This window comes from Ideonella benzenivorans (assembly GCF_020387415.1).
In the GTDB taxonomy this organism is placed as follows: Bacteria; Pseudomonadota; Gammaproteobacteria; order Burkholderiales; family Burkholderiaceae_C; genus Ideonella; species Ideonella benzenivorans.
This window is the reverse complement of record NZ_JAGWCB010000008.1, coordinates 163,735-187,017: the sequence shown is the minus strand read 5'-3', so window position 1 is coordinate 187,017 and position 23,283 is coordinate 163,735. Positions and strand designations below refer to the sequence as shown.

Annotated in this window: 23 protein-coding genes; 12 read left to right on the top strand and 11 right to left on the bottom strand. The window is 68.8% G+C overall.

Annotation, left to right across the window (positions count from 1 at the left end; genetic code table 11):
- The first annotated feature begins 20 nt into the window (after positions 1-20).
- From KGA65_RS06605 to ubiM, 3 genes are all read left to right on the top strand, one after another.
- On the top strand, positions 21-482 hold the full coding sequence (locus KGA65_RS06605; protein WP_225862352.1) for a RidA family protein: 462 nt from the start codon (positions 21-23) through the stop codon (positions 480-482).
- Positions 479-967 (top strand): disulfide bond formation protein B, encoded by a 489-nt coding sequence (locus tag KGA65_RS06600; RefSeq protein ID WP_225862351.1) that lies wholly within the window; start codon positions 479-481, stop codon positions 965-967. Before KGA65_RS06605 ends, KGA65_RS06600 begins: the two co-directional genes overlap by 4 nt.
- A 97-nt stretch (positions 968-1,064) precedes the next feature.
- Positions 1,065-2,360: a 5-demethoxyubiquinol-8 5-hydroxylase UbiM gene (gene ubiM, locus KGA65_RS06595; protein WP_225862350.1), complete on the top strand. Its 1,296-nt coding sequence runs from the start codon at positions 1,065-1,067 to the stop codon at positions 2,358-2,360.
- A 3-nt stretch (positions 2,361-2,363) separates the two neighbouring features.
- On the opposite strand, the gene parC is transcribed toward ubiM, so the two are convergent.
- The 3 genes from parC to KGA65_RS06580 all read right to left on the bottom strand — a co-directional run bounded on the left by parC (position 2,364) and on the right by KGA65_RS06580 (position 7,526).
- The gene (parC, locus tag KGA65_RS06590; protein WP_225862349.1) at positions 2,364-4,682 is read right to left on the bottom strand and encodes a DNA topoisomerase IV subunit A; all 2,319 of its coding nucleotides are present in this window, start codon (positions 4,680-4,682) and stop codon (positions 2,364-2,366) included.
- 15 nt (positions 4,683-4,697) lie between these two features.
- A complete protein-coding gene (locus KGA65_RS06585; protein ID WP_225862348.1) occupies positions 4,698-5,432 on the bottom strand; it encodes a lytic transglycosylase domain-containing protein in 735 nt (244 codons plus the stop codon).
- A 99-nt stretch (positions 5,433-5,531) separates the two neighbouring features.
- Complete coding sequence (locus tag KGA65_RS06580; RefSeq protein WP_225862347.1) at positions 5,532-7,526, bottom strand: DNA topoisomerase IV subunit B; 1,995 nt, start codon at positions 7,524-7,526, stop codon at positions 5,532-5,534.
- Positions 7,527-7,614: 88 nt separating this feature from the next.
- On the opposite strand from KGA65_RS06580, the gene KGA65_RS06575 reads away from it, so the two are divergent.
- From KGA65_RS06575 to bamC, 5 genes are all read left to right on the top strand, one after another.
- The gene (locus KGA65_RS06575; RefSeq protein WP_225862346.1) at positions 7,615-8,838 is read left to right on the top strand and encodes an MFS transporter; all 1,224 of its coding nucleotides are present in this window, start codon (positions 7,615-7,617) and stop codon (positions 8,836-8,838) included.
- Positions 8,839-8,850: 12 nt separating this feature from the next.
- A complete protein-coding gene (locus KGA65_RS06570; protein ID WP_225862662.1) occupies positions 8,851-9,027 on the top strand; it encodes a hypothetical protein in 177 nt (58 codons plus the stop codon).
- A gap of 13 nt (positions 9,028-9,040) precedes the next feature.
- A complete protein-coding gene (locus KGA65_RS06565; RefSeq protein ID WP_225862345.1) occupies positions 9,041-9,613 on the top strand; it encodes a class I SAM-dependent methyltransferase in 573 nt (190 codons plus the stop codon).
- 28 nt (positions 9,614-9,641) lie between these two features.
- A complete protein-coding gene (gene dapA, locus KGA65_RS06560) occupies positions 9,642-10,523 on the top strand; it encodes a 4-hydroxy-tetrahydrodipicolinate synthase (protein ID WP_225862344.1) in 882 nt (293 codons plus the stop codon).
- 91 nt (positions 10,524-10,614) lie between these two features.
- Positions 10,615-11,772 carry an NlpB/DapX family lipoprotein gene (gene bamC, locus KGA65_RS06555; RefSeq protein ID WP_225862343.1) on the top strand — a complete coding sequence of 386 codons (1,158 nt, stop codon included), beginning with the start codon at positions 10,615-10,617 and terminating at the stop codon, positions 11,770-11,772.
- A gap of 144 nt (positions 11,773-11,916) precedes the next feature.
- Here bamC and KGA65_RS06550 read toward each other — a convergent pair whose 3' ends face one another.
- Entirely contained in the window at positions 11,917-12,162 is a 246-nt protein-coding gene (locus KGA65_RS06550; protein ID WP_375142612.1) for a hypothetical protein, read from the bottom strand.
- A gap of 240 nt (positions 12,163-12,402) precedes the next feature.
- The gene (locus tag KGA65_RS06545) at positions 12,403-13,530 is read right to left on the bottom strand and encodes a JmjC domain-containing protein (protein ID WP_225862342.1); all 1,128 of its coding nucleotides are present in this window, start codon (positions 13,528-13,530) and stop codon (positions 12,403-12,405) included.
- Positions 13,531-13,569: 39 nt separating this feature from the next.
- Between KGA65_RS06545 and KGA65_RS06540 the strand changes: the two genes are divergently transcribed.
- Positions 13,570-14,091, top strand: a complete 522-nt coding sequence (locus KGA65_RS06540; RefSeq protein WP_225862341.1) for an FKBP-type peptidyl-prolyl cis-trans isomerase — start codon at positions 13,570-13,572, stop codon at positions 14,089-14,091.
- A 27-nt stretch (positions 14,092-14,118) separates the two neighbouring features.
- On the opposite strand, the gene dut is transcribed toward KGA65_RS06540, so the two are convergent.
- From dut to KGA65_RS06525, 3 genes are read right to left on the bottom strand one after another with little or no spacing between them, the layout of a single operon-like run.
- Complete coding sequence (gene dut, locus KGA65_RS06535; RefSeq protein WP_225862340.1) at positions 14,119-14,568, bottom strand: dUTP diphosphatase; 450 nt, start codon at positions 14,566-14,568, stop codon at positions 14,119-14,121.
- Positions 14,568-15,785, bottom strand: coding sequence for a bifunctional phosphopantothenoylcysteine decarboxylase/phosphopantothenate--cysteine ligase CoaBC (coaBC, locus tag KGA65_RS06530; protein WP_225862339.1), 1,218 nt, complete (start codon positions 15,783-15,785; stop codon positions 14,568-14,570). The genes dut and coaBC overlap by 1 nt, the downstream gene beginning before the upstream one ends.
- 31 nt (positions 15,786-15,816) lie before the next feature.
- Positions 15,817-16,575, bottom strand: coding sequence for a YecA/YgfB family protein (locus KGA65_RS06525; RefSeq protein WP_225862338.1), 759 nt, complete (start codon positions 16,573-16,575; stop codon positions 15,817-15,819).
- A gap of 161 nt (positions 16,576-16,736) precedes the next feature.
- On the opposite strand from KGA65_RS06525, the gene KGA65_RS06520 reads away from it, so the two are divergent.
- Together KGA65_RS06520 and KGA65_RS06515 are read left to right on the top strand one after the other, a co-directional pair.
- Positions 16,737-17,834 (top strand): mechanosensitive ion channel family protein, encoded by a 1,098-nt coding sequence (locus tag KGA65_RS06520; protein WP_225862337.1) that lies wholly within the window; start codon positions 16,737-16,739, stop codon positions 17,832-17,834.
- Positions 17,835-17,896: 62 nt separating this feature from the next.
- Positions 17,897-19,129, top strand: coding sequence for an NAD(P)/FAD-dependent oxidoreductase (locus KGA65_RS06515; protein WP_225862336.1), 1,233 nt, complete (start codon positions 17,897-17,899; stop codon positions 19,127-19,129).
- An 8-nt stretch (positions 19,130-19,137) separates the two neighbouring features.
- Here KGA65_RS06515 and KGA65_RS06510 read toward each other — a convergent pair whose 3' ends face one another.
- Both KGA65_RS06510 and alaS read right to left on the bottom strand, forming a co-directional pair.
- Positions 19,138-19,656 carry a DUF1993 domain-containing protein gene (locus KGA65_RS06510; RefSeq protein WP_225862335.1) on the bottom strand — a complete coding sequence of 173 codons (519 nt, stop codon included), beginning with the start codon at positions 19,654-19,656 and terminating at the stop codon, positions 19,138-19,140.
- A 91-nt stretch (positions 19,657-19,747) separates the two neighbouring features.
- Positions 19,748-22,387: an alanine--tRNA ligase gene (gene alaS / locus KGA65_RS06505; RefSeq protein WP_225862334.1), complete on the bottom strand. Its 2,640-nt coding sequence runs from the start codon at positions 22,385-22,387 to the stop codon at positions 19,748-19,750.
- Between the two features lie 167 nt (positions 22,388-22,554).
- Between alaS and KGA65_RS06500 the strand changes: the two genes are divergently transcribed.
- On the top strand, positions 22,555-23,040 hold the full coding sequence (locus KGA65_RS06500) for a nucleoside 2-deoxyribosyltransferase (RefSeq protein ID WP_225862333.1): 486 nt from the start codon (positions 22,555-22,557) through the stop codon (positions 23,038-23,040).
- Here KGA65_RS06500 and KGA65_RS06495 read toward each other — a convergent pair.
- Entirely contained in the window at positions 23,024-23,272 is a 249-nt protein-coding gene (locus KGA65_RS06495) for a hypothetical protein (RefSeq protein WP_225862332.1), read from the bottom strand. The two genes, KGA65_RS06500 and KGA65_RS06495, sit on opposite strands and share 17 nt — an antisense overlap.
- Between the last annotated feature and the right edge of the window lie 11 nt (positions 23,273-23,283).

Sequence of the window (23,283 nt, the reverse complement as noted above, 5' to 3'; positions counted from 1 at the left end):
TTCCTTCGGAGTACGTTGACATGTCCGTCGCTGCGCGCCTGCAGGCCCTGGGCATCGAGCTGCCGCCCCTGGCCGTTCCTGCCGCTGCCTACGTTCCCTTTGTCCAGACCGGTCACCAAGTCTTCATCTCGGGCCACATCGCCAAGCGGGATGGCAAGGTCTGGATCGGCCAGTTGGGCGCCACCATGGGCACCGAAGAAGGCCAGCAGGCCGCCCGCGCCATCGCCATCGACCTGTTGGGCACGCTGCAAGCCGCCGCCGGTGACCTGGAACGCGTGGCCCGCATCGTCAAGGTGGTGAGCCTGGTCAACTCCGCCCCCACCTACACCGAACAGCATCTGGTGACCAACGGCTGCTCCGAGTTGCTGGTCGAGGTGTTCGGCGCCGACATCGGCTCGCATGCGCGCAGCGCCTTCGGCGTGGCCCAGCTGCCGATGGGCGCCTGCGTCGAGATCGAACTGGTGGCCGAACTCAAGCCATGAGCCTGCTCACCCGCGTGACGGGTTCGCCCCGCCTGCTGCTGGCCGGGGTGGCGCTGGCCAGCCTGGTCAGCGTGGCCGGGGCGCTGATCGGGCAGTACCGCTTCGACATGCTGCCCTGCCCCTGGTGCACCTTCCAGCGGTTGATCTACCTGCTGCTGGCCGGGGTGGCCGTCCTGGGGGCCCTGTGGCCCGCAGCGCGTCGCGGCCTGGCCGGGCTGGGCCTGTTGTTGTGCCTGGGCGGCGTGGGTGTGGCCCTGTGGCAGCACTTCGTGGCCGCCGCCAGCGCCAGCTGCGCCCTGACCCTGGCCGACCGCATCATGCAGGCGCTGGGCCTGTACGACCTGGCCCCCGACCTGTTCGCGCCGCAGGCCTCCTGCGCCGACGCGGCCGTCAACCTGCTGGGCGTGCCCTTCGCCCTCTGGAGCATGGCCTTGTTCGCACTCTGCGGCGTGGCCTGCGCGCTGGCCGCCCGCCGCGGCCGCTGAACCCGGCGAGACTGACCCCGGTCAAGACAGTTTCCTGCGGGCCTGGCGATGATGCCGGCTTGCCATTTCAGCGGGCCGCGCCCGCAGGACTGTTCCCATGACCGAGCCGACCACCCCGCCTGTTCCCACCACCGATGTCCTGATCGTGGGCGCCGGGCCTGCCGGCTTGGCACTGGCCTGCGCCCTGGCCGATGCCGGCCTGCGCTGCCAGGTGCTGGAACAGGCCCCGCTCGCCGCGCTAGAAGCGCCGGCCGAAGACGGCCGGGACATCGCCCTGACCCACCGCGCCCGCCGCATCCTGACCCGGCTGGGCCTGTGGGAGCGCCTGCCGACCGATGAAATCGCCCCGCTGAAGACCGCCCAGGTCACCAACGGCGACTCGCCGTTCGTGCTGCCCTTCAGCGGCCGAGCCGACGGCCACGCGCAGCTCGGCTGGCTGGTGCCCAACCACCGCATCCGCCAGGCCTGCTACGCCGGCGCGGTGGCGCGCACCGCGGCGGTCACGCTGACCGGCGATGCCCAGGTCACCGCCCTGTCCCACGACGCCCAAGGTGCCCAGGTCACGCTGGCCGACGGCCGCGTGCTGCGCGCACCGCTGGTGGTGGCAGCCGACAGCCGCTTCTCCACGCTGCGGCGCCTGGCCGGCATTGGCGCGCGCATGCTCGATTTCGGGCGCACCGCCATCGTCTGCCGCATGCAGCACAGCCTGCCCCACGACGGCACCGCGCACGAGTGCTTCCTGCACGGCCACACGCTGGCGATGCTGCCGATGGCCGGGCAGCAGTCCTCGGCCGTCTGGACCGTCACCAGCGACGGCGCGGCCGAGCTGATGGCGCTGCCCGAGGCCGACTTCGCCGCCCGGGTCGACGAGGCCTTCGGCCACCGGCTGGGCACGCTGAGCCCGGCCGGCGAGCGCCACAGCTACCCGCTGGTCGCGGTCTATGCCGAACGCTTCTTCGCGCCGCGCTTCGTGCTGGTGGGCGATGCGGCCGTGGGCATGCACCCGGTCACCGCGCATGGCTACAACTTTGGCCTCTATGGGGTCGAGGTGCTGGCCCGCGAACTGGCCCAGGCCCATGCCGAGGGACGCGACCTGGGCGCGACGCCGCCCCTGGCCCGCTACGCGGAGGAGCACCGCCGCGTCACGCTGCCGATCTACCTGGGCACCAACACGGTGGTGAAGCTGTTCACCAACGACAGCCGGCCGGCCAAGCTGGCCCGCGAGGCCATCGTGCGCGCCACCAACTGGCTGCCCCCGGTGCAGCGCGCCATCACCCGCCAGCTCACCGGCGACACCACGCAGCCGCTCTGGCAGGCCTTGCTGCCGCCACTGCCACCCCTGCCCCCGGTGCCAGGCTGGGCCACTCGCTGGGCGACCCGCCGCTCGGCCTGAGCCTCAGCCCGCCAGCACCTGGGCGGGCTTGAGCACCGCCTCGACCTTGCTGCCCTTGCGGGCCCGCTTGCCCACGTGGGACGCCAGAGCGGCGCCCTTCACCAGTTCGTCCTTGGGCTTGCCCCCGCGGCCGGCGCCCAGCACGCGCAACACCTCGCCAAAGCTGCAGACCGAGATCAGCGGATCCTTGGCGTCCACATCCATCAGCGTCAGGCCGCGGCCGCCCTTGGGTTGCAGCTTCAGGTCGGCCAGCGCATAGACCAGCAGGCGGCCGCTGGCCGACAGACAGGCCACCTGGCGGTGCGCCAAGGCCACCACGGCCGGCGGCAGCACGGTCTCCTGGGCCTCCAGGCTGAGGAAGCTCTTGCCCGCGCGCTGGCGGGTGAACAGGTCCGCCGCCCGCGCCAGCAGGCCGAAGCCACCGCTGTTGGCCAGCAGCAGCGTGGTGTCGGGGGCACCCGCGAAGTAATGCTGGGCCTGCGTGCCCGGCTCCAGCTCGATCAGCGAGGTGATGGGCACGCCATCCCCCCGCCCGCCCGGCAGGCCGGCCACCGCGACGTTGTAGACCCGACCGTTGCTGCCGATGACCAGCAGCGTGTCCACGCTGCGGCAGGCGAAATGGCCGTGCAACGTGTCACCGGACTTGAAGCCCAGCGTGGTGGCATCCACCTCGTGGCCCTTCAGGGCCCGCACCCAACCCATCTGGCTGACCACCACGGTGACGGGCTCGTCCACCACCTTGACCTCGGCCACCGCCCGCTTCTCCTCCTGGATCAGGGTGCGGCGGTCGTCGCCGAACTGCTTGGCGTCGGTCTCGATTTCCTTGATCACCGTGCGGCGCAGGCTGCCTGGGTTGCCCAGGATGTCCTCCAGCTTGGCCTGCTCCTCGCGCAGGTTCGCCAGTTCCTGCTCGATCTTGATCGCCTCCAGCCGGGCCAGTTGGCGCAGCCGGATTTCCAGGATGTCCTCGGCCTGGCGGTCGCTCAGGCGGAAGCGCTCGATCAGCGCCGGCCTGGGCTCGTCGGCGTTGCGGATGATGCGGATCACCTCGTCGATGTTCAGCAGCACCAGCTGGCGGCCTTCCAGCACGTGGATGCGGTCCAGCACCTTGTCCAGGCGATGGCGGGTGCGCCGCTGCACCGTGCTCTGACGGAAGCGGATCCACTCCAGCAGCATCTGGCGCACGCTCTTCTGCACCGGCTTGCCGTCCAGGCCCACCATGGTCAGGTTGACCGGGGCGTTGGTCTCCAGGCTGGTGTGGGCCAGCAGCGTGGTGATCAGCTCCTGCTGCTCCACGGTGCGGCTCTTGGGCTCGAAGACCAGCCGCACCGGCGCGTCCTTGCTGGATTCGTCGCGCACCGTGTCCAGCACCGACAGCACCGCGCCCTTGAGCTGGGTCTGTTCGGCGGTCAGCGCCTTCTTGCCGGCCTTGACCTTGGGGTTGGTCAGCTCCTCGATCTCTTCGAGCACCTTCTGCGCGCTGGTACCGGGCGGCAGCTCGGTCACCACCAGCTGCCACTGCCCGCGTGCCAGGTCCTCAATCTTCCAGACCGCACGCACCTTCAGGCTGCCCCGGCCACTGCTGTAGGCGGCCTGGATGTCGGCCACGCTGGAGATGACCTGGCCGCCGCCCGGAAAGTCCGGCCCCGGCAGCATCGCGAACAGTTCCTCGTCGGGCAACTGCTCGTTGCGGATCAGCGCCACCGCGGCCGCCGCCACCTCGCGCAGGTTGTGGCTGGGGATCTCAGTGGCCAGGCCCACGGCAATGCCCGAAGCGCCGTTGAGCAGCACAAAGGGCAGGCGTGCCGGCAACTGCCGGGGTTCCTCGGTGGAGCCATCGTAGTTGGGCACGAACTCCACCGTGCCCTCGTCGATCTCGTCGAGCAGCAGGCGGGCGATCGGCGACAGGCGCGCTTCGGTGTAGCGCATGGCCGCGGCGCCGTCGCCGTCCCGGCTGCCGAAGTTGCCCTGGCCGTCGATCAGCGGATAGCGCTGGGAGAAGTCCTGCGCCATGCGCACCAGCGCGTCGTAGGCGGCCTGGTCCCCGTGCGGGTGGAAGCGGCCCAGCACATCGCCCACCACCCGGGCGCTCTTGACCGGCTTGGGCGCGCCGCTGGCGCCAAAGCTCAGGCCCATGCGCTGCATGGCGTACAGGATGCGACGCTGCACTGGCTTGGCTCCGTCGCAGACATCGGGCAGCGCACGGCCCTTGACCACGCTCAGCGCATATTCCAGATAGGCCTGCTGGGCGTAGTGCGCCAGCGCGATCTCGTTCGATCCGTCGTCGCCGTCGGCTTGAAAACTCAGGGAAGTCTGTTCCATCGATCCAGGTCGGGCTCAGCGCAGCGGCTGCGCCCCTTCGTTCCAGCCCACCAGCGTCATCTGGCGGACACCGCCTTGCAGCCGCTGTTGCAGCAAGGTCCAGTACAGCTCGAGCACCATGTGCACATGGGCCCGGGTTTCTTCAAAGGGCGGCATCTTGCCACCGGCACGGCGCACGCTGCCCTCACCGGCATTCCAGGCCGCCAGCGCCACGTCCACGCCCCCATAGCGCCGACTCAGGTCCGCCAGCATGCGCGCGCCCGTCAGGATGTTGAGCCGCGGGTTGCGCAGACGCTCCTCCGCCGGGGCCTGCGCCTCGGCGCGGGTGGCATAGCGGTCGGCCGCATCCGGCATCATCTGCATCAGGCCGATGGCCCCGCGCGACGAGACCAGGTCGTTGCGGAAGCCGGATTCGACCGTGATGATCGCCTTGAGCAACTCCGCATCCACGCCGGTCACGCGCTCGGCTTCCTTCAGCCAGGGCTGCACCCGCTTGACCTCGGGTGCGAAATCCAGCCAGGTCAACAGCCGGCTGCCCGACATGGTCTTGCCTGGCACCCGGATCTGCAGCTGACCGGGCTCCGGCAGCACCGGCAGGTAGCGTGAGTCCAGCGCCTGGTCCGCGAAGTGGGCCACGCCCGCGCCGTCCACATAGCCCCAGAGCTGCTGCGCCGCCGCGGGCCCGGCCGGCCACAGGGACAGGCAGAGCGCGGCCTGGCAGGCCACACGAGACAGCGAGACGGCGGACATGACGGAACCTTCCAGCATCAGTACAGGCGTCAACGATTCTAGGAAGCGTCGGGGCCGCCAAGCGCCGGAAAAGCAGGGGCATGCCCCCAAGGTCCCGGTTCAGACATCGATCTCGACCGAGTCGCCATGCAGTTCCATCAGCTCGCGCCGGGCCTGGGCCTCGCCCTTGCCCATCAGCTTGCCCATGGAGCTCACCGTGCCGTCGAAATTCACCGGGCCGTAGCCCACCCGCAGCAGGCGCCGGGTGTCCGGGTTCAGCGTGGTGTCCCACAGCTGCTCGGCGCTCATTTCGCCCAGGCCCTTGAAGCGGCTGATGCTCCAGGCGGTCTCCTTCACGCCTTCCTTGCGCAGCTTCTCCAGCACCACGTCCATCTCGCCCTGGTCCAGGGCATAGACCTTGGCGGCCGGCTTCTTGCCACGGGCCGGCACGTCGATGCGGAACAGCGGCGGCTTGGCCACATACACATGGCCGGTCTCGATCAGCTTGGGGAAGTGGCGGAAGAACAGCGTGAGCAGCAGCACCTGAATGTGCGAGCCGTCCACGTCCGCGTCGGACAGGATGCAGATCTTGCCGTAGCGCAGGCCGGACAGGTCCGGGCTGTCGCTGGGGCCATGCGGGTCCACGCCGATGGCCACCGAGATGTCGTGGATCTCGGTGTTCTTGAACAGCAGGTCGCGCTCCACCTCCCAGGCATTGAGCACCTTGCCGCGCAGCGGCAGGATGGCCTGGGTTTCCTTGTCGCGCCCCATCTTGGCCGAGCCGCCGGCCGAATCGCCCTCGACCAGGAACAACTCGTTGAGCGCCAGATCGCGGCTTTCGCAGTCGGTCAGCTTGCCCGGCAGCACCGCCACGCCCGAGCCCTTGCGCTTCTCGACCTTCTGGCCGGCGCGCTGGCGGGTCTGCGCGGCCTTGATGGCCAGCTCGGCCAGCTTCTTGCCGTAATCCACGTGCTGGGACAGCCACAGCTCCAGCCCGGGCTTGACGAAGGCCGACACCAGGCGCAGCGCATCGCGGCTGTTCAGGCGCTCCTTGGTCTGGCCCTGGAACTGCGGATCCAGCACCTTGGCCGACAGCACGAAGCTGGCCCGGCTGAACACGTCCTCGGGCATCAGCTTGACGCCCTTGGGCAGCAGCGAATGCAGCTCGATGAAGCCCTTGACGGCGCCGAACAGGCCGTCCTTCAGGCCAGCCTCGTGGGTGCCGCCGGCCACCGTCGGGATCAGGTTGACGTAGCTCTCGCGCAGCAGCGTGCCTTCCTCGGTGAAGGCCACCGCCCAGGCCGCGCCTTCACCGGCGGCGAAGTTGTCGTGTTCGCCCTCAGCCGCGTAATGCTCGCCCTCGAACAGCGGAATCACCGGGTCGGCCGAGAGCGACTGTTGCAGATAGTCCTGCAAGCCGCCCTTGAACTGCCAGGTCAGGGTCTCCGCCTCCTTGCCACCGGGCTTCTCGGTGGTCAGCGTCACAGTGACGCCGGGCATCAGCACCGCCTTGCTGCGCAGCAGGTGGATCAGCTCCTGGCGCGGCAGGTCCGGGCTCTCGAAATACTGGGCGTCGGGCCAGACCCGCACCGAGGTGCCCTGCTTGCGGTCGCCGCTGCCGGCCTTGCGCACCACCAGCGGCTCCACCACGTCCCCGCCCGCGAAGGCCAGCGTGGCCACCTGGCCCTCGCGCCAGACCGTCACCTGCAGCCGGGTGGCCAGTGCGTTGGTCACGCTGACGCCCACCCCGTGCAGGCCGCCAGAGAAGCTGTAGGCGCCGCCCGAACCCTTGTCGAACTTGCCGCCCGCATGCAGCCGGGTGTAGACGATCTCCAGCACCGGCACCTGTTCTTCAGGGTGCAGGCCGAAGGGAATCCCGCGCCCGTCATCCTCCACCGTGACCGAGTTGTCGGCGTGCAGGATGACGGCGATGCGCTTGCCAAAGCCTGCCAGCGCCTCGTCGGCGGCGTTGTCGATCACCTCCTGCACGACATGCAGGGGGTTGTCGGTGCGCGTGTACATGCCCGGTCGTTGCTTGACCGGCTCCAGGCCTTTGAGCACCCGGATGGAAGCCTCGCCGTAGACCGGCGTGACGGAAGAGGAACGTGTCGCCATGGCGGGCGATTGTAGGGAGCCGGGGTGACACAAAACCGGGATGGCCCCGCCTGGCACAGGTCTGCCGGGCTTCCGCTACAGTGCCCGGATGCCCTCCTCATCCCACCGCCCCCTGTCGATGACCCAGGTTCTGGCCTGCGGCGCCGCCATCGTGACCCTGTCGATGGGCATCCGCCACGGCTTCGGCCTCTGGCTGGCCCCGATCACGATGGACCGAGGCTGGACCCGCGAGACCTTCGCCTTCGCGATGGCCATCCAGAACATCGCCTGGGGCCTGGCAGGGCCGTTCGCCGGCATGCTGGCCGACCGTTTCGGCGCCTTCCGGGTGCTGGTGGCCGGTGCACTGCTCTACGCCGGCGGCCTGGTGCTGATGGCCCTGGCCAGCTCCGGCCTGGCCTTCACCGGCAGCGCGGGCCTGCTGCTGGGCATGGCGCAGTCGGGCACCACCTATGCGGTGGTCTACGGCGTGATCGGGCGCAACGTGGCGCCCGAGAAGCGTTCCTGGGCCATGGGTGTGGCCGCCGCCGCCGGCTCGTTCGGCCAGTTCCTGATGGTGCCGGTGGAGAGTTGGTTGATCGGCCACTGGGGCTGGCAGAACGCGCTGTTCGTGCTGGGCTGCGCCGCGCTGGCCATCGCCCCGCTGGCCTGGGGCCTGAAGGAACCCGCCCAGACGCACACCCGGGCCGCGGACGAGCCCCACCAGAGCGTGGGCGACGCCCTGCGCGAGGCCTTTGGCTCCAGCAGCTTCCGCTGGCTGACGGCCGGCTATTTCGTCTGCGGCTTCCAGGTGGTGTTCATCGGGGTGCACATGCCCAGCTACCTGAAGGACCATGGCCTGGACCCGCAGGTGGCCACCACCGCCCTGGCGCTGATCGGCCTGTTCAATGTCTTCGGCACCTACACCGCCGGCGTCCTGGGGCAGCGCATGGCCAAGCGCCACATCCTGTCGGGCATCTACCTGCTGCGCTCGCTGGTCATCGTGCTGTTCCTGTGGGCGCCGCTGACGCCGCTGAGCGTCTACCTGTTCGCCGCCGTGATGGGCTTTCTGTGGCTGTCCACCGTGCCACCCACCAACGCCATCGTGGCCCAGGTCTTCGGTGTGCGGTACATGTCCATGCTGGGCGGCATCGTCTTCCTCAGCCACCAGGTCGGCTCTTTCCTGGGGGTCTGGCTGGGTGGCAAGCTCTATGACCTGACCGGCAGCTACGATCTGGTGTGGTGGATCGCCGTCGCGCTGGGCGTGTTTGCGGGCCTGGCCAACCAGCCGGTGCGTGAAACCCCCGTCGCCCGCCCGGTGCCGGCTGCAGCCTGAGTCCTCCCTGCCGTGGCCAGCGCCCAGCCACCCGTGAAGAATGCTGCAGCGCGCGCAGTGCGCGCCGCCCGGACCTGGCGCCTGCTTGGCTGGACCCTGGCACTGGTCGTGCTGGCCCTGGTGTTCGCGGCCTATCTGCGCCCCGAACTGGCGCTGGACCTGGCCGGCCGGCTCTGGGCCTGCTTCTGACCCCAGGCGACGCATGCCCTTGCCCGGACGGCCCACCCCTTCCAACTGGATCACCCGCTGGGCCGGACAGCTCCCCCCCGGGGCCCGGGTGCTGGACTTGGCCTGCGGCAACGGCCGGCACCTGCGCTGGCTGGCGGCGCACGGCTTTCAGGCGACCGGCATCGACCGCGACACCACGGCCCTCACGGACCTGGCCGGCCAGGCGGAGATCCTACAAGGCGATCTGGAGGCGGGCCCCTGGCCGCTGGCCGGGCGCCAATTCGAGGCCGTGGTCGTCACCCACTACCTGTGGCGGCCCCGCTGGGCCGAACTGATGGCCTGCGTGGCGCCCGGGGGCTGGCTGCTTTACGAAACCTTTTCCTGCCACCAGGCCCTCATCGGCAAGCCCTCCCGCCCCGACTTTCTGCTTCAACCGGGCGAGCTGCTCGCGCGTTGTCTGGGCTGGCAGATCGTCGCCTACGAGGATGGCTTCCTGGCGCAACCCGACCGCTTCGTGCAGCGCATTGCCGCGGTCCGGCCGGGTGGGCCCGCCCCCGGGGTGCCAGCCCGCCATCCCCTGCCCTTTTCTCAGCTGAGCCAGGGCTAGAATCACCGCTTCCCCGAAGGAATTCCTGATGACACCGATTGTTGGCAGCATCGTCGCTCTGGTGACGCCGATGCACGAGGACGGCAGCGTCGATTACGACGCGCTCAAGGCACTCATCGACTGGCACATCGCCGAGGGTACCGACTGCATCGGCGTGGTCGGTACCACGGGCGAATCGGCCACGGTGAACGTGGAAGAACACTGCGAGATCATCCGCGTGGCGGTCGAGCACGCCAAAGGCCGGGTGCCCATCCTGGCCGGCGCGGGCGCCAACAGCACCGCCGAGGCGATCACGCTGTCGAAGTACGCCAAGGATGTCGGCGCCGACTGCACGCTGCAGGTCGTGCCCTACTACAACAAGCCCTCGCAGGAAGGCATCTACCGCCATTTCCGCGCGATCGCCGAGGCGGTGGACATCCCGGTGATGCTCTACAACGTGCCGGGCCGCACCGTGGCGGACATGCAGCCCGAGACCGTGCTGCGTCTGACCGAAGTGCCCGGCATCTTCGGCATCAAGGAGGCCACCGGCAACATCGAGCGTGCCGCCTGGCTGATCAAGCATGTGCCGTCGAACTTCGCCGTGTATTCCGGCGACGACAGCAGTGCCATCGCCACCATGCTGCTGGGCGGCAAGGGCAATGTCAGCGTGACCGCCAACATCGCGCCCAAGCTGATGCATGAGCTGTGCATGGCCGCCATCGCTGGCGACGTGGCCAAGGCCCGTGAAATCCACTTCCGCCTGCTGCCGCTGCACAAGCAGCTGTTCTGCGAATCCAGCCCGGCGCCGACCAAGTGGGCGCTGTCGCAAATGGGCCGCTGCCGCAATGTCGTGCGCCTGCCGATCGTCGAGCTGACGCCAGCCGGCCAGGCCACCGTGCGCGCTGCCCTGCGCGAAAGCGGCATCCTCTGATCTGACCCGCTGCGGTGCCCTTGATCGGGCACCCGCTGTTCCCTGTCCCTGCGGCGGTCCGGCACCCCGGCGCCCTCCGGAGATCCCCCAAGTGAAACAAGCCTTCTCGATCACGGCCGTGCGCGCCGCCACCTTGGCCCTGGCCGCAAGCCTGGCCGGCTGCGGCATGATCAGCAGCGTGCTGCCCGATGACAAGATCGACTACGGCACGGCCGCCCGCAAGGTCAAGCCGCTGGATGTGCCTCCCGACCTGAGCCAGTTGGCCCGCGACAACCGCTATGCGCCGCAGGCCGGCGCGGTGTCGGCCTCCGATCTGCGCAACCCGGCCCGGCCGGGCGATGCCGCCAGCGCGGTGCCCACCGTGGCCATCACCTCGGCCGGCGACACCCACATCGCCCGCATGGGCCAGCAGCAATGGTTGGTCACCCGCCGCAGCCCTGAGGAGGTCTGGCCGGCGGTGCGGGAGTACCTGCTGGACCGGAACTTCAAGTTCACGAAGGAGGATGCCGCCTCCGGTGTCCTGGAAACCGACTGGGTCGAAAACCGCGCCAACCTGCCCAAGGACCTGATCCGTTCGACGATCGGCCAGGTGCTGGATCGCCTGTACGACAGCGGCCTGCGTGACCGCTTCACGATCCGGGTGGTCCGCAGCGCCGATGGCGCCGGCAGCGAGGTCTACGTGACCCACCACGGGCTGGAAGAGGTCTACACCGGCCGCGACGGCAACACCACCTGGACCAACCGCCCGGTCGATCCCGCACTGGAAACGGAACTGCTGACCCGCTTGATGCAGGCCATCTCGCCCGTCGCCACCGCGGCCAGCGCCGCCAGCGGTGCCGCTTCTGCGGCACCAGGTCAGGTTGTGCAAGTGGCCGCCAAGGCCCGTGTGGTCGCCGGTCAACCGGGGGCCACGCTGGAAGTGGACGACGGGCTGGAACGCACCTGGCGTCGCGTCGGTCTGGCCCTGGACCGCACCGGCTTCACCGTCGAAGACCGCGACCATGCCCTGGTCACCTACGCGGTCCGCTATGTGGACCCGAAGATTGCCGCACAGGATTCGCCCAACTTCATCTCGAAACTGTTTGGTGCCAGGGAGCCAGCCGAACTGGCGCTGGGACGCTACCGCATCGTGCTCAAGGCCCAGGGCAACCTCACCCAGGTCACGGTGCAGAAACCCAATGGCGAGCCGGACAACAGCGCCAGCGCACAGCGCATCGTCCAGCAGCTGGTGGACGAGCTCAAGTACTGAGCACCCTCCGCTCCCTCAGGACGGCAGCTTCGGCTGCCGTTTTTCATGGGTGCACCGCCATGCTGCCCCGCGCCGAGGGCATGAAAAAAGCCGCCCGAAGGCGGCTTTGTCGCAGGCAGCCCGAGGGGCTGAACCTGTGTCTTCTTAGTTCGAAGCGGCTTCCGAAGCGGGAGCAGCAGCGTCCGAAGCGGCCGGAGCGGCTTCCGAAGCGGCCGGAGCAACGTCCGAAGCGGCTTCAGCAGCCGAAGGAGCGGCGTCCACGGGAGCAGGAGCTTCGTCCTTCTTGCCGCAAGCGGTCAGGGCAGCAGCAGCGATCAGGGAAGCCAGCAGGAGCGACTTGTTCATGAAAATCCTCGAATCGAAAAGAGTCGAACAAAAAATACCGGTCATTCTGGAAGCTCGCTGTTCGTGCGCGCCTCCTCCTCGCGAGGACCAGAAATGTTCAGAGGGCAATACGCAACTCCATGAACTTTTTCTGAGCCTAGACTTACATTATACGCAGCCTCAGGGAAAGTGCCCTGGACATTCCATGTCTCGAATTCCAAGCTCCTGGATTCGTTGCCTTGGCGCATCACTTTGTGGCGGCCCAGATGCACTGATCAGAGGCCGGTTTGCACCAAGGGAGTGCTGTCAGACGCCGTGCAACCAGCCCGCCTCGGCCCAATCGTCCACCAGTTCACGGGCGCCAGCACTCAATTGCCGCACCTCCCGGGGCCCCAGCGTGTGCTGGTCCGCCAGTTGCTGCATCAGCCGTGCGTCCCGCCCCGCCGCGCGAAACGACTCGCCGTTGATGAAGACGTGCCGTTCGTCGTACATCATGCGGGTACGGCGGTCCAGGCGCAGGCCCTGCCCCTCCTGCAGCGGCTCGCCCCCCTCGAACCAGACGATGGCCTTGGGCTCCGTCAACGATTCGCCCAAGGCACAGGCCAGGCTGTGGGCGTCGTTGAGTGCCGAGATCACGGCCTGCTGGGCAAATTCCTGCAGAGCGGGCGGGATCCGTCCGGGCGTATCGGTCGCGGACTGGGCCGGATCACGGTAATGCGGCTCGTGTTCCGGCGCCTCCAGGGCATCGATCATCCGCTGCAGCACATCCCGGGCGGTTTCGGTGGGGGTGGGCGTGCGAAACCCCACCGAACAGGTCATGCAGTCGTGGCCCTCGGCAATGCCGTCGTGCCCCCAGCGCGGTGGCAGATAGAGCATGTCGCCCGGCTCCAGCACCCATTCTTCGGTCGGCTCGAAATGGGCCAGCAGTTTCACCGGCATGTCCTCGACCAGGGCGCTGTCACGGACCGGCCCCACCCGCCAGCGGCGCCGGCCGGACACCTGTAGCAGGAACACGTCGTAGGAGTCCAGGTGCGGACCGACCCCGCCCCCGTCGCTGGCGTAGCTGATCATCAGGTCGTCCAGCCGGGCCTCGGGCACAAAACGGAACTGGCTGAGCATCTCGTGGGCGGCCTGCACATGCAGATCCAGCCCCTGAACCAGCAGGGTCCAGCCCGGGCGGCTGAACGGCGGGATCTGCCGGCGGCTGAAGGGCCCGTGGCGCAGTTGCCAACCGCCCTTGGCCTGCTGCACCAGCCGGGATTCGACGTCATCGCGCGCCGCCAGCGCCAGCAACTCGGCGCGGTCCACGGGCGGCACCACGCCAGGCACGGCCTGCCGGATCAGACACGGTTTTTTCTGCCAGTAGCGGCGCATGAACTGGGCGGGCGAGAGGCCACCCAGCAAGGGGAGTTTCTGCAAGGGGTTCACGGTCATGGGCCCGGATTGTGGCGGCCCTTGTGCGATCATCTCCTGATGGACATCACTTCCCCTTGTGTCGTGACGTTGACCTGGACCCTGTCGGATGGTCAAGGTGAGCGCATTGACGAACTGACCGACCCCGTGGAGTTCTTCTACGGTGGCGATGACCTGCTGCCCAAGGTCGAGGAGGCCCTGGCGGGCCAGGGCGTCGGCTACGAGACCGACTTGCACCTGGAACCCGAGCATGCCTTTGGCGACTACGACGCCGACCTGGTCTGCTACGAAGCCCGCGCGCTGTTCCCCGAGAACACCGAGCCCGGCATGCGCTTTGAAGGCCTGCCCAAGGGCGCGGCCACGCCGGACATGCCGGGGGATCTCGTCTACACGGTGACCGAGGTCTACCCCGAGCATGTGGTGCTGGACGCCAACCACCCGCTGGCCGGCATGGCCCTGCGTATTGCGCTGAAGGTGATGGATGTGCGCCCGGCCACGACCGAGGAGATCGAGGCCGGTTCGGTGAGCGAATCGACGCTGACCGTGATCAGCAGCCCGCCGCCCGGCGCCGCGCTGCACTGAACGCCGACAGACCGCCGGCCCGCGGTGTCAGCCGCGGCCGGTGGAGCCGAAACCGCCCTCGCCGCGGTGGCTGCTCTCGAACGTGTCCACCCGACGGAACGCCGCCTGCACCACGGGCACGATGATCATCTGGGCGATGCGCTCCAGCGGCTGCACCGTGAAGGCCGCGTCGCTGCGGTTCCAGCAGCTCACCATCAGCGGCCCCTGGTAATCGGAGTCGATCAGCCCGACCAGGTTGCCCAGCACGATGCCATGCTTGTGGCCCAGGCCCGAGCGCGGCAGGATCAGCGCCGCCAGCCCGGGGTCTCCGATGTGCACCGCCAAGCCGGTGGGAATCAGCGCGGTCTGCCCCGGCGCCAGCACCAGCGGCTGGTCCAGGCAGGCGCGCAGGTCCAGGCCGGCGCTGCCGGGGGTGGCGTAGGCGGGCAGCTGGTCCGCCATGCGCGGGTCCAGCACTTTCACGTCGATCGTCGTCATCAGGCAGAGGTCTTCAGTCGTTCGGCCAGGTCGCGCACCAGGGCGCGGGCCAGGGTCAGCTTGTCGGCTGTGGGCAGCTCGCGGTGGCCGTCGACATCCACCAGCACCAGGGTGTTGTCGTCGCGCCCGAAGGTGGCCGGCCCCAGGTTGCCCACGATCAACGGCACCTTCTTGCGCAGCAGCTTCTCGCGGGCATGCTGCAACAGGTGCTCGCTCTCGGCGGCAAACCCCACGCAGTACGGTGGCTGCGGCAGTGCCGCCACCGCGGCCAGGATGTCCGGGTTCTCGGTCAGCTCGAAAACCGGGGCCTGCTTCTTGCCGTCCTTCTTGATCTTCTGGGCGTTCATCTGCGCCGGGCGCCAGTCGGCCACCGCAGCGGTCGCAATGAACACCTCATGCCGTGCAGCCGCCGGCAGCACCACGTCGTACATCTGCTGCGCGCTCTGCACGTCGATGCGGCGCACATGGCGTGGCGTGGGCAGGTGCACCGGGCCAGCCACCAGCGTCACCTCGGCGCCCGCCTCCTGCGCGGCGCGGGCGATGGCAAAGCCCATCTTGCCGCTGGAGTGGTTGGTGATGCCACGCACTGGATCGATGGCCTCGAAGGTGGGGCCGGCGGTGATCAGCAGCCTGCGGCCAGCCAGCCGCTTGGGCTGGAAGAAGGCGATCAGCTCGTCGCGCAGCTCGGCCGGCTCCAGCATGCGCCCATCGCCCACCTCGCCACAGGCCTGGTCGCCCGCGGCCGGGCCCAGCACGGTGGCGCCATCGGCCTGCAGCTGCGCCACGTTGCGCTGGGTGGCCGGGTGGGCCCACATCTCGCGGTTCATCGCCGGGGCCACCAGCAGCGGCACCCGTTCGATCGGCCGCGCCAGGCACAGCAGCGAGAGCAACTCGTCGGCCCGGCCCTGCACCAGCCGGGCGATGAAGTCCGCGCTGGCCGGCGCGATCAGGATCGCATCGGCCTCGCGCGAGAGCTGGATGTGCGCCATGTTGTTGTCCGGGCGCGCATCCCATTGGCTGGTGTAGACCGGCCGGCCCGACAGGGCCTGCATCGTCACCGGCGTGATGAAGGCCTCGGCGCCCTCGGTCATCACCACCTGCACCGTGGCGCCGGCCTTCGTCAGCTCCCGGGTCAGCTCGGCCGCCTTGTAGCAGGCCACGCCCCCGGACAGGCCCAGCACGATGTGCTTGCCTGTCAGATCCTGTCGTTCCTTCATCGAATTGGCCTTGCCCCGCGCACCGCGGTCTTCACTGCATCTGCGCGCCGTGGCACTTCTTGAACTTCTTGCCGCTGCCGCAGGGGCAGGGGTCATTGCGGCCGGGCAGATCGCCGACACGGCGCTGCGGCGGCTTGGGGGCGTGGTCCAGCCAGTACAGGCGCATGTCCTGCGCCGCGTACAGCGCCTCGTGGATCAGCTCGTCGCGACTGAGCTCCTCGCCCTCATAGAGGTCGTCATAGACCTCCTTGAGCTCTTCCGGATTCATCGTCAGCGAGACGACGCGCAGCATGCATTCCTCGAACAGCTGGCCTTCCTCGGTCTCGGCATCGGGTTCGGGCCAGTCCTGCGGAAAGTTGCGCGTCGCGTCGATGAAGCCCAGCGCCCAGACCTCACCGGTCTGCTCCAGCAGGTGCAGCTCCTCGGCCTTCACATGCCCTTCGTCCACCAGGCGCTGCTTGTCCTCATCGCTCAGCTCGATCATCAGCGGCGCCAGGCGCAGCACATCGGTATCGTCCAGCAGCTCTTCCGGATCCAGCTGGTTGGCCAGCACGTCCCAGCGGGCCTGGACCGCCTGGCGGGCCGCCTCGGCATCGGCCGGATCGGCAAAGGCCCGCTCGAAGGCCCCCTCGGCCATCGTCGGCAGCCACTCGTCGAGCGTGAGGCGGCGCGGACCGGCCATCAGGGCCGTCATGTAGCCGTCCAGCCATTCGAGCGAGACGCCCTCCTCGAAACCAGCCATGCGCTGGCACAGGGCATCCAGCGCCTCGATTTCTTGTTCGGTACTCATGCGGGGCGCCGCCATCGGGGTCTCCAGGAAAACACGGGGCCTGCCAGTGTCGCACGTCCCCTGCCCCGATGCGAACCCCGCGCCCCCCGCCACCGTGGAATCCCGATCAATTACATTTGCACAAGCATAACCACGCTTCTCCTCCACGCCCCCCCTTCTGCATGACACCTCTGCTCGCCTGGTTCCACGACCTGCCCGACCCCATGGCCGAATGGTTGACCCTGCTGGGGGCCGCCCTGGTGGCCCTGATCGCCTCCGCGGTGATCTACCGGGTGGGGCGCCGCCTCCTGGACCACGCCACGCGCGGTCATGCCCAGGCGGCCGCTGTGGTGACGGGGGCCCATCTGCCGGCGCGCTGGCTGCTGCCGCTGATCGCGCTCAGCCTGGTCTGGCACGGTGCGCCAGACGACCTGCACGGCGTGCAGGGCCTGCAGCGCCTCACCGCGCTGGGCGTGATGGCCTGCGTCACCTGGCTGATCGTGCGCAGCATCAACCACTACACGGCCGCCTACCTGAGCCGCCTGCCTCTGACGCAGGCCGACAACCTGCAGGCCCGCCGCCTCTACACCCAGACCCGGGTGCTCTCGCGCACGCTGGTGGGCGTGGTCAGCCTGGTGGGGACGGCCCTGGCGCTGATGACCTTCCCGACGGTGCGGCAGATCGGCACCAGCCTGCTGGCCTCGGCCGGCATGATGGGCATCATCGCCGGCTTCGCGGCACGGCCGGTGCTGGGCAACCTGATTGCCGGCCTGCAGATCGGCCTGACCCAGCCGATCCGGCTGGACGATGTGGTGATCGTCGAGGGCGAATGGGGCGTGGTCGAGGAAATCAGCAGTGCCTACGTCGTCGTGCGCATCTGGGACCAGCGTTGCCTGATCGTGCCCCTGCAGTGGTGGATCGAACACCCGTTCCAGAACTGGACGCGCGAGAACGCCGAGTTGATCGGCTCCGTCTTCCTGTGGGTGGACTACCGCATGCCGCTCGCGCCGCTGCGAGATGCGCTGCAGCGGGCCTGCGAGGCCTCGCCGCTGTGGGACAAGCGCCTGGCCCTGCTGCAGGTCACCGAAGCAGGTGAACAGGCCCTGCAGTTGCGTGCCCTGGTGACGGCCGCCAACTCCTCGGCCGCCTGGGACCTGCGCTGCGCGGTGCGCGAGGCCCTGATCGACTTCATCCAGCGCGACTACCCGCAGTACCTGCCGCAGTGGCGCGCCCAGGGCCTGGACCGGCACATGACCGCGCCCACCCCGCCGAACCGCTGATCCGGCGGGCCCGACATGGTGCGAGACTTGCCAACCTTCGCTTGGCACTCCCCACGCACCCCATGCATTACGACATCGTCATCGTCGGCGGCGGCGCCGGCGGCCAGGAAAAGGTCCTGCTGATCGACCGCGCCTCCTTCCACATCTGGAAGCCCACCCTGCACGAGGTGGCCGCCGGCACGCTCGATGCCCATCAGGAGGGCCTGTCCTACACCACCCTGGCCCGGCGCAACCACTTCAGCTTCACGCTGGGTGAGCTGGGCGGCCTGGACCCCCAGAAACGCCAGATCACGCTGGCACCAGTGCTGGACGCCCAGGGACAGGTGCTGGTGCCGGAACGACACATCAGCTACCGCTGGCTGGTGCTGGCCATCGGCAGCGGCTCCAACTTCTTCGGCACCCCGGGCGCCGAGCATGCCTATGTGCTGGAGCAGACGCTGGACGCCGAGCGCTTCCACCAGCGCCTGCTCACCGCCTTCGTGCGCACGGCGTTTTCCGAGGACAAGCTGCTCTCGCTGGCCATCGTCGGCGCTGGCGCCACCGGGGTGGAGCTGTCAGCCGAGCTGATCGAGGCCCACCAGGAGCTGACCGAGGGCCTGAGCAAAGAGCAGCGCTTCCGCCTGGACATCACCATCGTCGAAGCCGCGCCGCGCATCCTGGCCGGCCTGCCCGAGAAGATCTCCCAGCAAGCCCAGGTGGCCCTGCAGCGCAAGCAGGTCAAGGTGCTGACCGGCACCCGGGTGCAAGCCATCGAGGCCGATGCGCTGGTGACAGACAAAGGCCGCATCCCTGCCGACCTGATCGTCTGGGCGGCCGGCATCAAGGCGGCCGACAGCAACGAGCGCCTCGGGCTGACCACCAACCGCGCCCACCAGTTCGTGGTGGATGCGCAGCTGCGCAGCTCGGCCGAGGGCGTCTACGCCATGGGCGACTGCGCCGCCTGCGAATGGGAAAGCGGCCGCCTGGTGCCGGCCCGGGCCCAGGCCGCCCACCAGCAGGCCAGCTACCTGAAGCAGGTGCTGCTGGGCCTGCTGAAGGAACGTCCGGTCAGCGCGCCCTTCCAATACCGCGACTTTGGCTCGCTGGTCTCGCTGGGCGAGAACAAGGGCGTGGGCAACCTGATGGGCGGGCTCTCAGGTCGCAACTTCTTCGTCGAGGGGCTGATCGCGAAGTGGATGTACATGTCCCTGCACCTGAACCACCACCGCGCCATCATCGGCACCGTCGACACCATGGTGCTGGCCCTGGTGCGGCTGCTTCAGCGGCGCGTCTCGGGCCGCCTCAAGCTGCACTGAGCCCAGACTCAGCCCGCGTTGGGGCCGACCAGATAGTCAGCCTTGCCCAGCGGCACGCCGGCCTGGCGCAGCAGGTCGTAGGCGGTGGTGACGTGGAAGAACAGGTTGGGAATGGCCCAGTGCAGCAGATAGGCCTGGCCGCTCAGGGTACGGGTGGCCTCGCGCCCCACCGGAAAGGTGATCTCGGCGGCCTCCCGGCCGTCGATCGGTGCCGGCTGCAGCGTGGCCAGCCAGGCCAGGGTCTTGGCCACCCGCTCGCGCAGCTCGGCGAAGGTGGTTTCCTTGTCCTCGAACTTCGGCGCCTCGATGCCCGCCAGCCGCGCGCTGCCGTTCTTGGCGGCGTCGCAGGCGATGCGGATCTGGGCCGTGAAGGGCAGCATGTCCGGCGCGAAACGCATCGTGCAGAACACGTCGGGGCTGAACTGACGGGCCTCGGCGTGGGCCCGGGCCTTGTCCAGCAGATGGCCCAGGTTGGTCAGCGCGGTGGTGAAGACGGGCAGCGCGGTGGCGCCCAGGGTGATCGACATCTCGGTCTCCAGGAGGTTGTGGTTGGCGGGCGGCATGCTAAGCCGCCCCCACCGAGGCCACCCGGCGCAGGGGCTTTTGCCCCCGCGGTGATCAGACCCGTTCGGCCACCCAGCCCTGCACCGAGGCCAGCGCCGCCGGCAGGGCCGCGGCATCGCTGCCGCCGGCCATCGCCATGTCGGGCTTGCCGCCGCCCTTGCCGCCCACCTGCTGGGCGACGAAGTTGACCAGCTCGCCGGCCTTGACCTTGCCGGTGCTGTCAGACGTGACGCCGGCGGCCAGCTGCACCTTGCCGCCATCCACCGCCGCCAGCACGATGGCCGCGGTCTTGAGCTTGTCCTTGAGCTTGTCCATGGTCTCGCGCAGGGTCTTGGCATCGGCGCCTTCCAGCGTCGCGGCCAGCACCTTCAGACCCTTGACATCCACCGCCTGGGACAGCAGTTCGTCACCTTGGGCAGAAGCCAGCTTGCCCTTGAGGGCCGCCACTTCCTTCTCCAGCGTGCGCACCTGCTCCAACACCGCCCCCACGCGGTGTTCCACCTCGGTGGGCGCGGCCTTCAGGGTGCCTGCCACGTGGTTCACCGTGGTTTCCAGGCCCTGCAGATAGGCCAGCGCGTTGTCGCCGGTCACCGCCTCGATACGGCGGATGCCGGCGGCCACGCCGCTCTCGGCCACCACCTTGAACAGGCCGATGTCGCCGGTGGCCTTGACGTGCGTGCCACCGCACAACTCCTTGGAGCTGCCGATGCTCTGCACGCGCACGGTGTCACCGTACTTCTCGCCGAACAGCATCATCGCGCCGCTCTTCTGCGCGTCCTCGATGCCCATCACCTCCGCTTTGGCCTGGGCGTTGGCCAGGATCTCGGCGTTGACGATGGCCTCGACCTTGCGGATCTCCTCGGCCGTCATTGGCGCGGTGTGGGCAAAGTCGAAACGGGTGCGCTCGGGCGTGACCAGCGAGCCCTTCTGCTGCACATGGGTGCCCAGCACCTCGCGCAGGGCCTTGTGCATCAGGTGGGTGGCGCTGTGGTTGCGCACCGTCCGCGCGCGGCGCTCGGCATCCACCTTGGCGACGAAGGCATCACCCACCTTGACCGAACCCTCGACAACGCGGCCGTGGTGGCCGAACACGTCGGCCTGGATCTTCATGGTGTCCTCGACCAGCACGCGGGTCGTGCCGTTGCGCAGCTCGCCCGCATCGCCCACCTGGCCGCCGGACTCGGCGTAGAACGGGGTATGGTCCAGCACGATCACGGCGTCGTCACCCGCCTTGGCTTCGGGCACCGGGGTGCCGTCCACATAGACAGCCACCACCTTCGAGGTTTCGCACACCAGGTGCTCGTAGCCATGGAAGGTCGTCGGCACGCCGCTGTATTCGAGGCCGGCGGCCATCTTGAACTTGCCGGCGGCCCGGGCCTGCTCGCGCTGGCGGGCCATGGCGGCGTCAAAGCCGGTCTGGTCCACCGTCACGCCGCGTTCGCGGCAGACGTCGGCGGTCAGGTCCACGGGGAAGCCGTAGGTGTCGTGCAGCTTGAAGGCGGTCTCGCCGTCGAGTTGCTTGGCGCCCGCCGCTTCCATGGCCGCCAGCGCGCCTTCCAGGATCTCCATGCCACGCTCGATGGTCTGGAAGAAGCGCTCCTCTTCCTGCTGGATCACCTCGGTCACGCGGGCCTGGGCCTGGCGCAGTTCCGGATAGGCCTCGCCCATCTGGTTGACCAGTTCCGCCACGATCTTGTGGAAGAACGGGGTGCGCGCGCCCAGCTTGTAGCCGTGGCGGATCGCGCGCCGAGCGATGCGGCGCAGCACATAGCCGCGGCCTTCGTTGCCGGGGATCACGCCGTCCACGATGATGAACGAGCAGGCTCGGATGTGGTCGGCGATGACCTTCAGGCTGGGCGAGGCCGGGTCGATGTCGGTGCCGCCGGCGCTCTCCACCGCCGCCTTGGCCGCGGCGATCAGCGCGACGAACAGGTCGATCTCGTAGTTCGAATGCACATGCTGCAGCACCGCGGCGATGCGCTCCAGGCCCATGCCGGTGTCCACCGAGGGCTTGGGCAGCTTGTGCATCACACCGTCTTCGGTGCGGTTGAACTGCATGAACACGTTGTTCCAGATCTCGATGTAGCGGTCGCCGTCTTCATCGGGGCTGCCCGGAGGGCCGCCGGCCACGTCCGGGCCATGGTCGAAGAAGATCTCGGTGCAGGGGCCGCAGGGGCCGGTGTCGCCCATCATCCAGAAGTTGTCGGACTGGTAGCGACCGCCCTTGTTGTCACCGATGCGCACGATGCGCTCGGCCGGCACGCCCACCACCTTGTTCCAGATGTCGTAGGCCTCGTCGTCCTCGGAATAGACCGTCACCCACAGCTTGTCAGCCGGCAGCTTGAAGTGCTGGGTCAGCAGTTCCCAGGCGTAGCTGATGGCGTCGTGCTTGAAGTAGTCCCCGAACGAGAAGTTGCCCAGCATCTCGAAGAAGGTGTGGTGCCGCGCGGTGTAGCCGACGTTGTCCAGGTCGTTGTGCTTGCCGCCGGCGCGGATGCACTTCTGCGCCGTGGTGGCCCGGCTGTAGGGCCGCTTGTCGAAGCCCAGGAACACGTCCTTGAACTGGTTCATCCCGGCGTTGGTGAACAGCAGTGTCGGATCATCCCCCGGCACGACCGGGCTGGACGATACGATGGTGTGCCCCTTGCTCTCGAAGAACTTCAGGTAGGTCTGGCGGATCTCGGCGGCTTTCATCCGGAACTTTCGAGAAAGTGAGCCCGCCCGGCTCAGAACCCGGACGGGGGAGAAATGGAACCTTTCATTATAGGAGCCGCCCCCGGGCCAGCGCCTGCGTGGACCGCGCATGCGGCGGTGCCGAAAATCGGCGATCGCTTCACCACGCCACCTCAGGCTCCCTGCGCATGACGCCCACGGTCTACCTCGCCGGCTTCGATGTGTTTCGCCCGGATGCCCTGGCCCGGGGCGAGCGCCTGAGAGCGCTGTGTGCCGAACAAGGCTGGGCGGGGCTGTACCCGCTGGACAACGCCCTGCCGGCGGGGCTGGCGGGCGCTGCCGCCGCACGCTGGATCTACGAGGCCAACCTGGGCCTGATCCGCCAAGCCGACGCGGTGCTGGCCAACCTGAACAACTTCCGCGGCGCAGAGCCGGATTCAGGCACGGCCTTCGAGGTGGGCTTTGCCGCCGCGCTGGGCAAGCCGGTGGTGGGCTACCTGGACGATGGCCGCCCGTTGCGGGTGCAGATGGGTGGCGCCACGGACGCCGCCGGCTGCGCCGTCGAGGATTTCGGTCTGCCGCGCAACCTGATGCTGGCCTGCGCGGCCCACCTGGTGGTGGGCGATGCGCGCGCAGGCCTGGCCGCGCTGGCCGCGATCAGAACTCGGCCTTGAAGGCGGGCCGCTTCTCGCCGAAGACGCCGGTCCGCAGGCTCAGCTCGGCATTGAGCAGGCCGTTGAGCGTCAGGGTGCTGGCGCCGCCAGCCGTCTGGGTTCGCAGTTCGTGCTCATGGGCAATGCCCTGCTGGATCATCGTCAGCAGTTGATCGGCATCCAGCGCCTCGGTGGGCTGGGCCGTCAGGGTGGCGACATCGGCACGGACTTGCTGCAACACGTGTTCACGCATGGTGGGCTCCT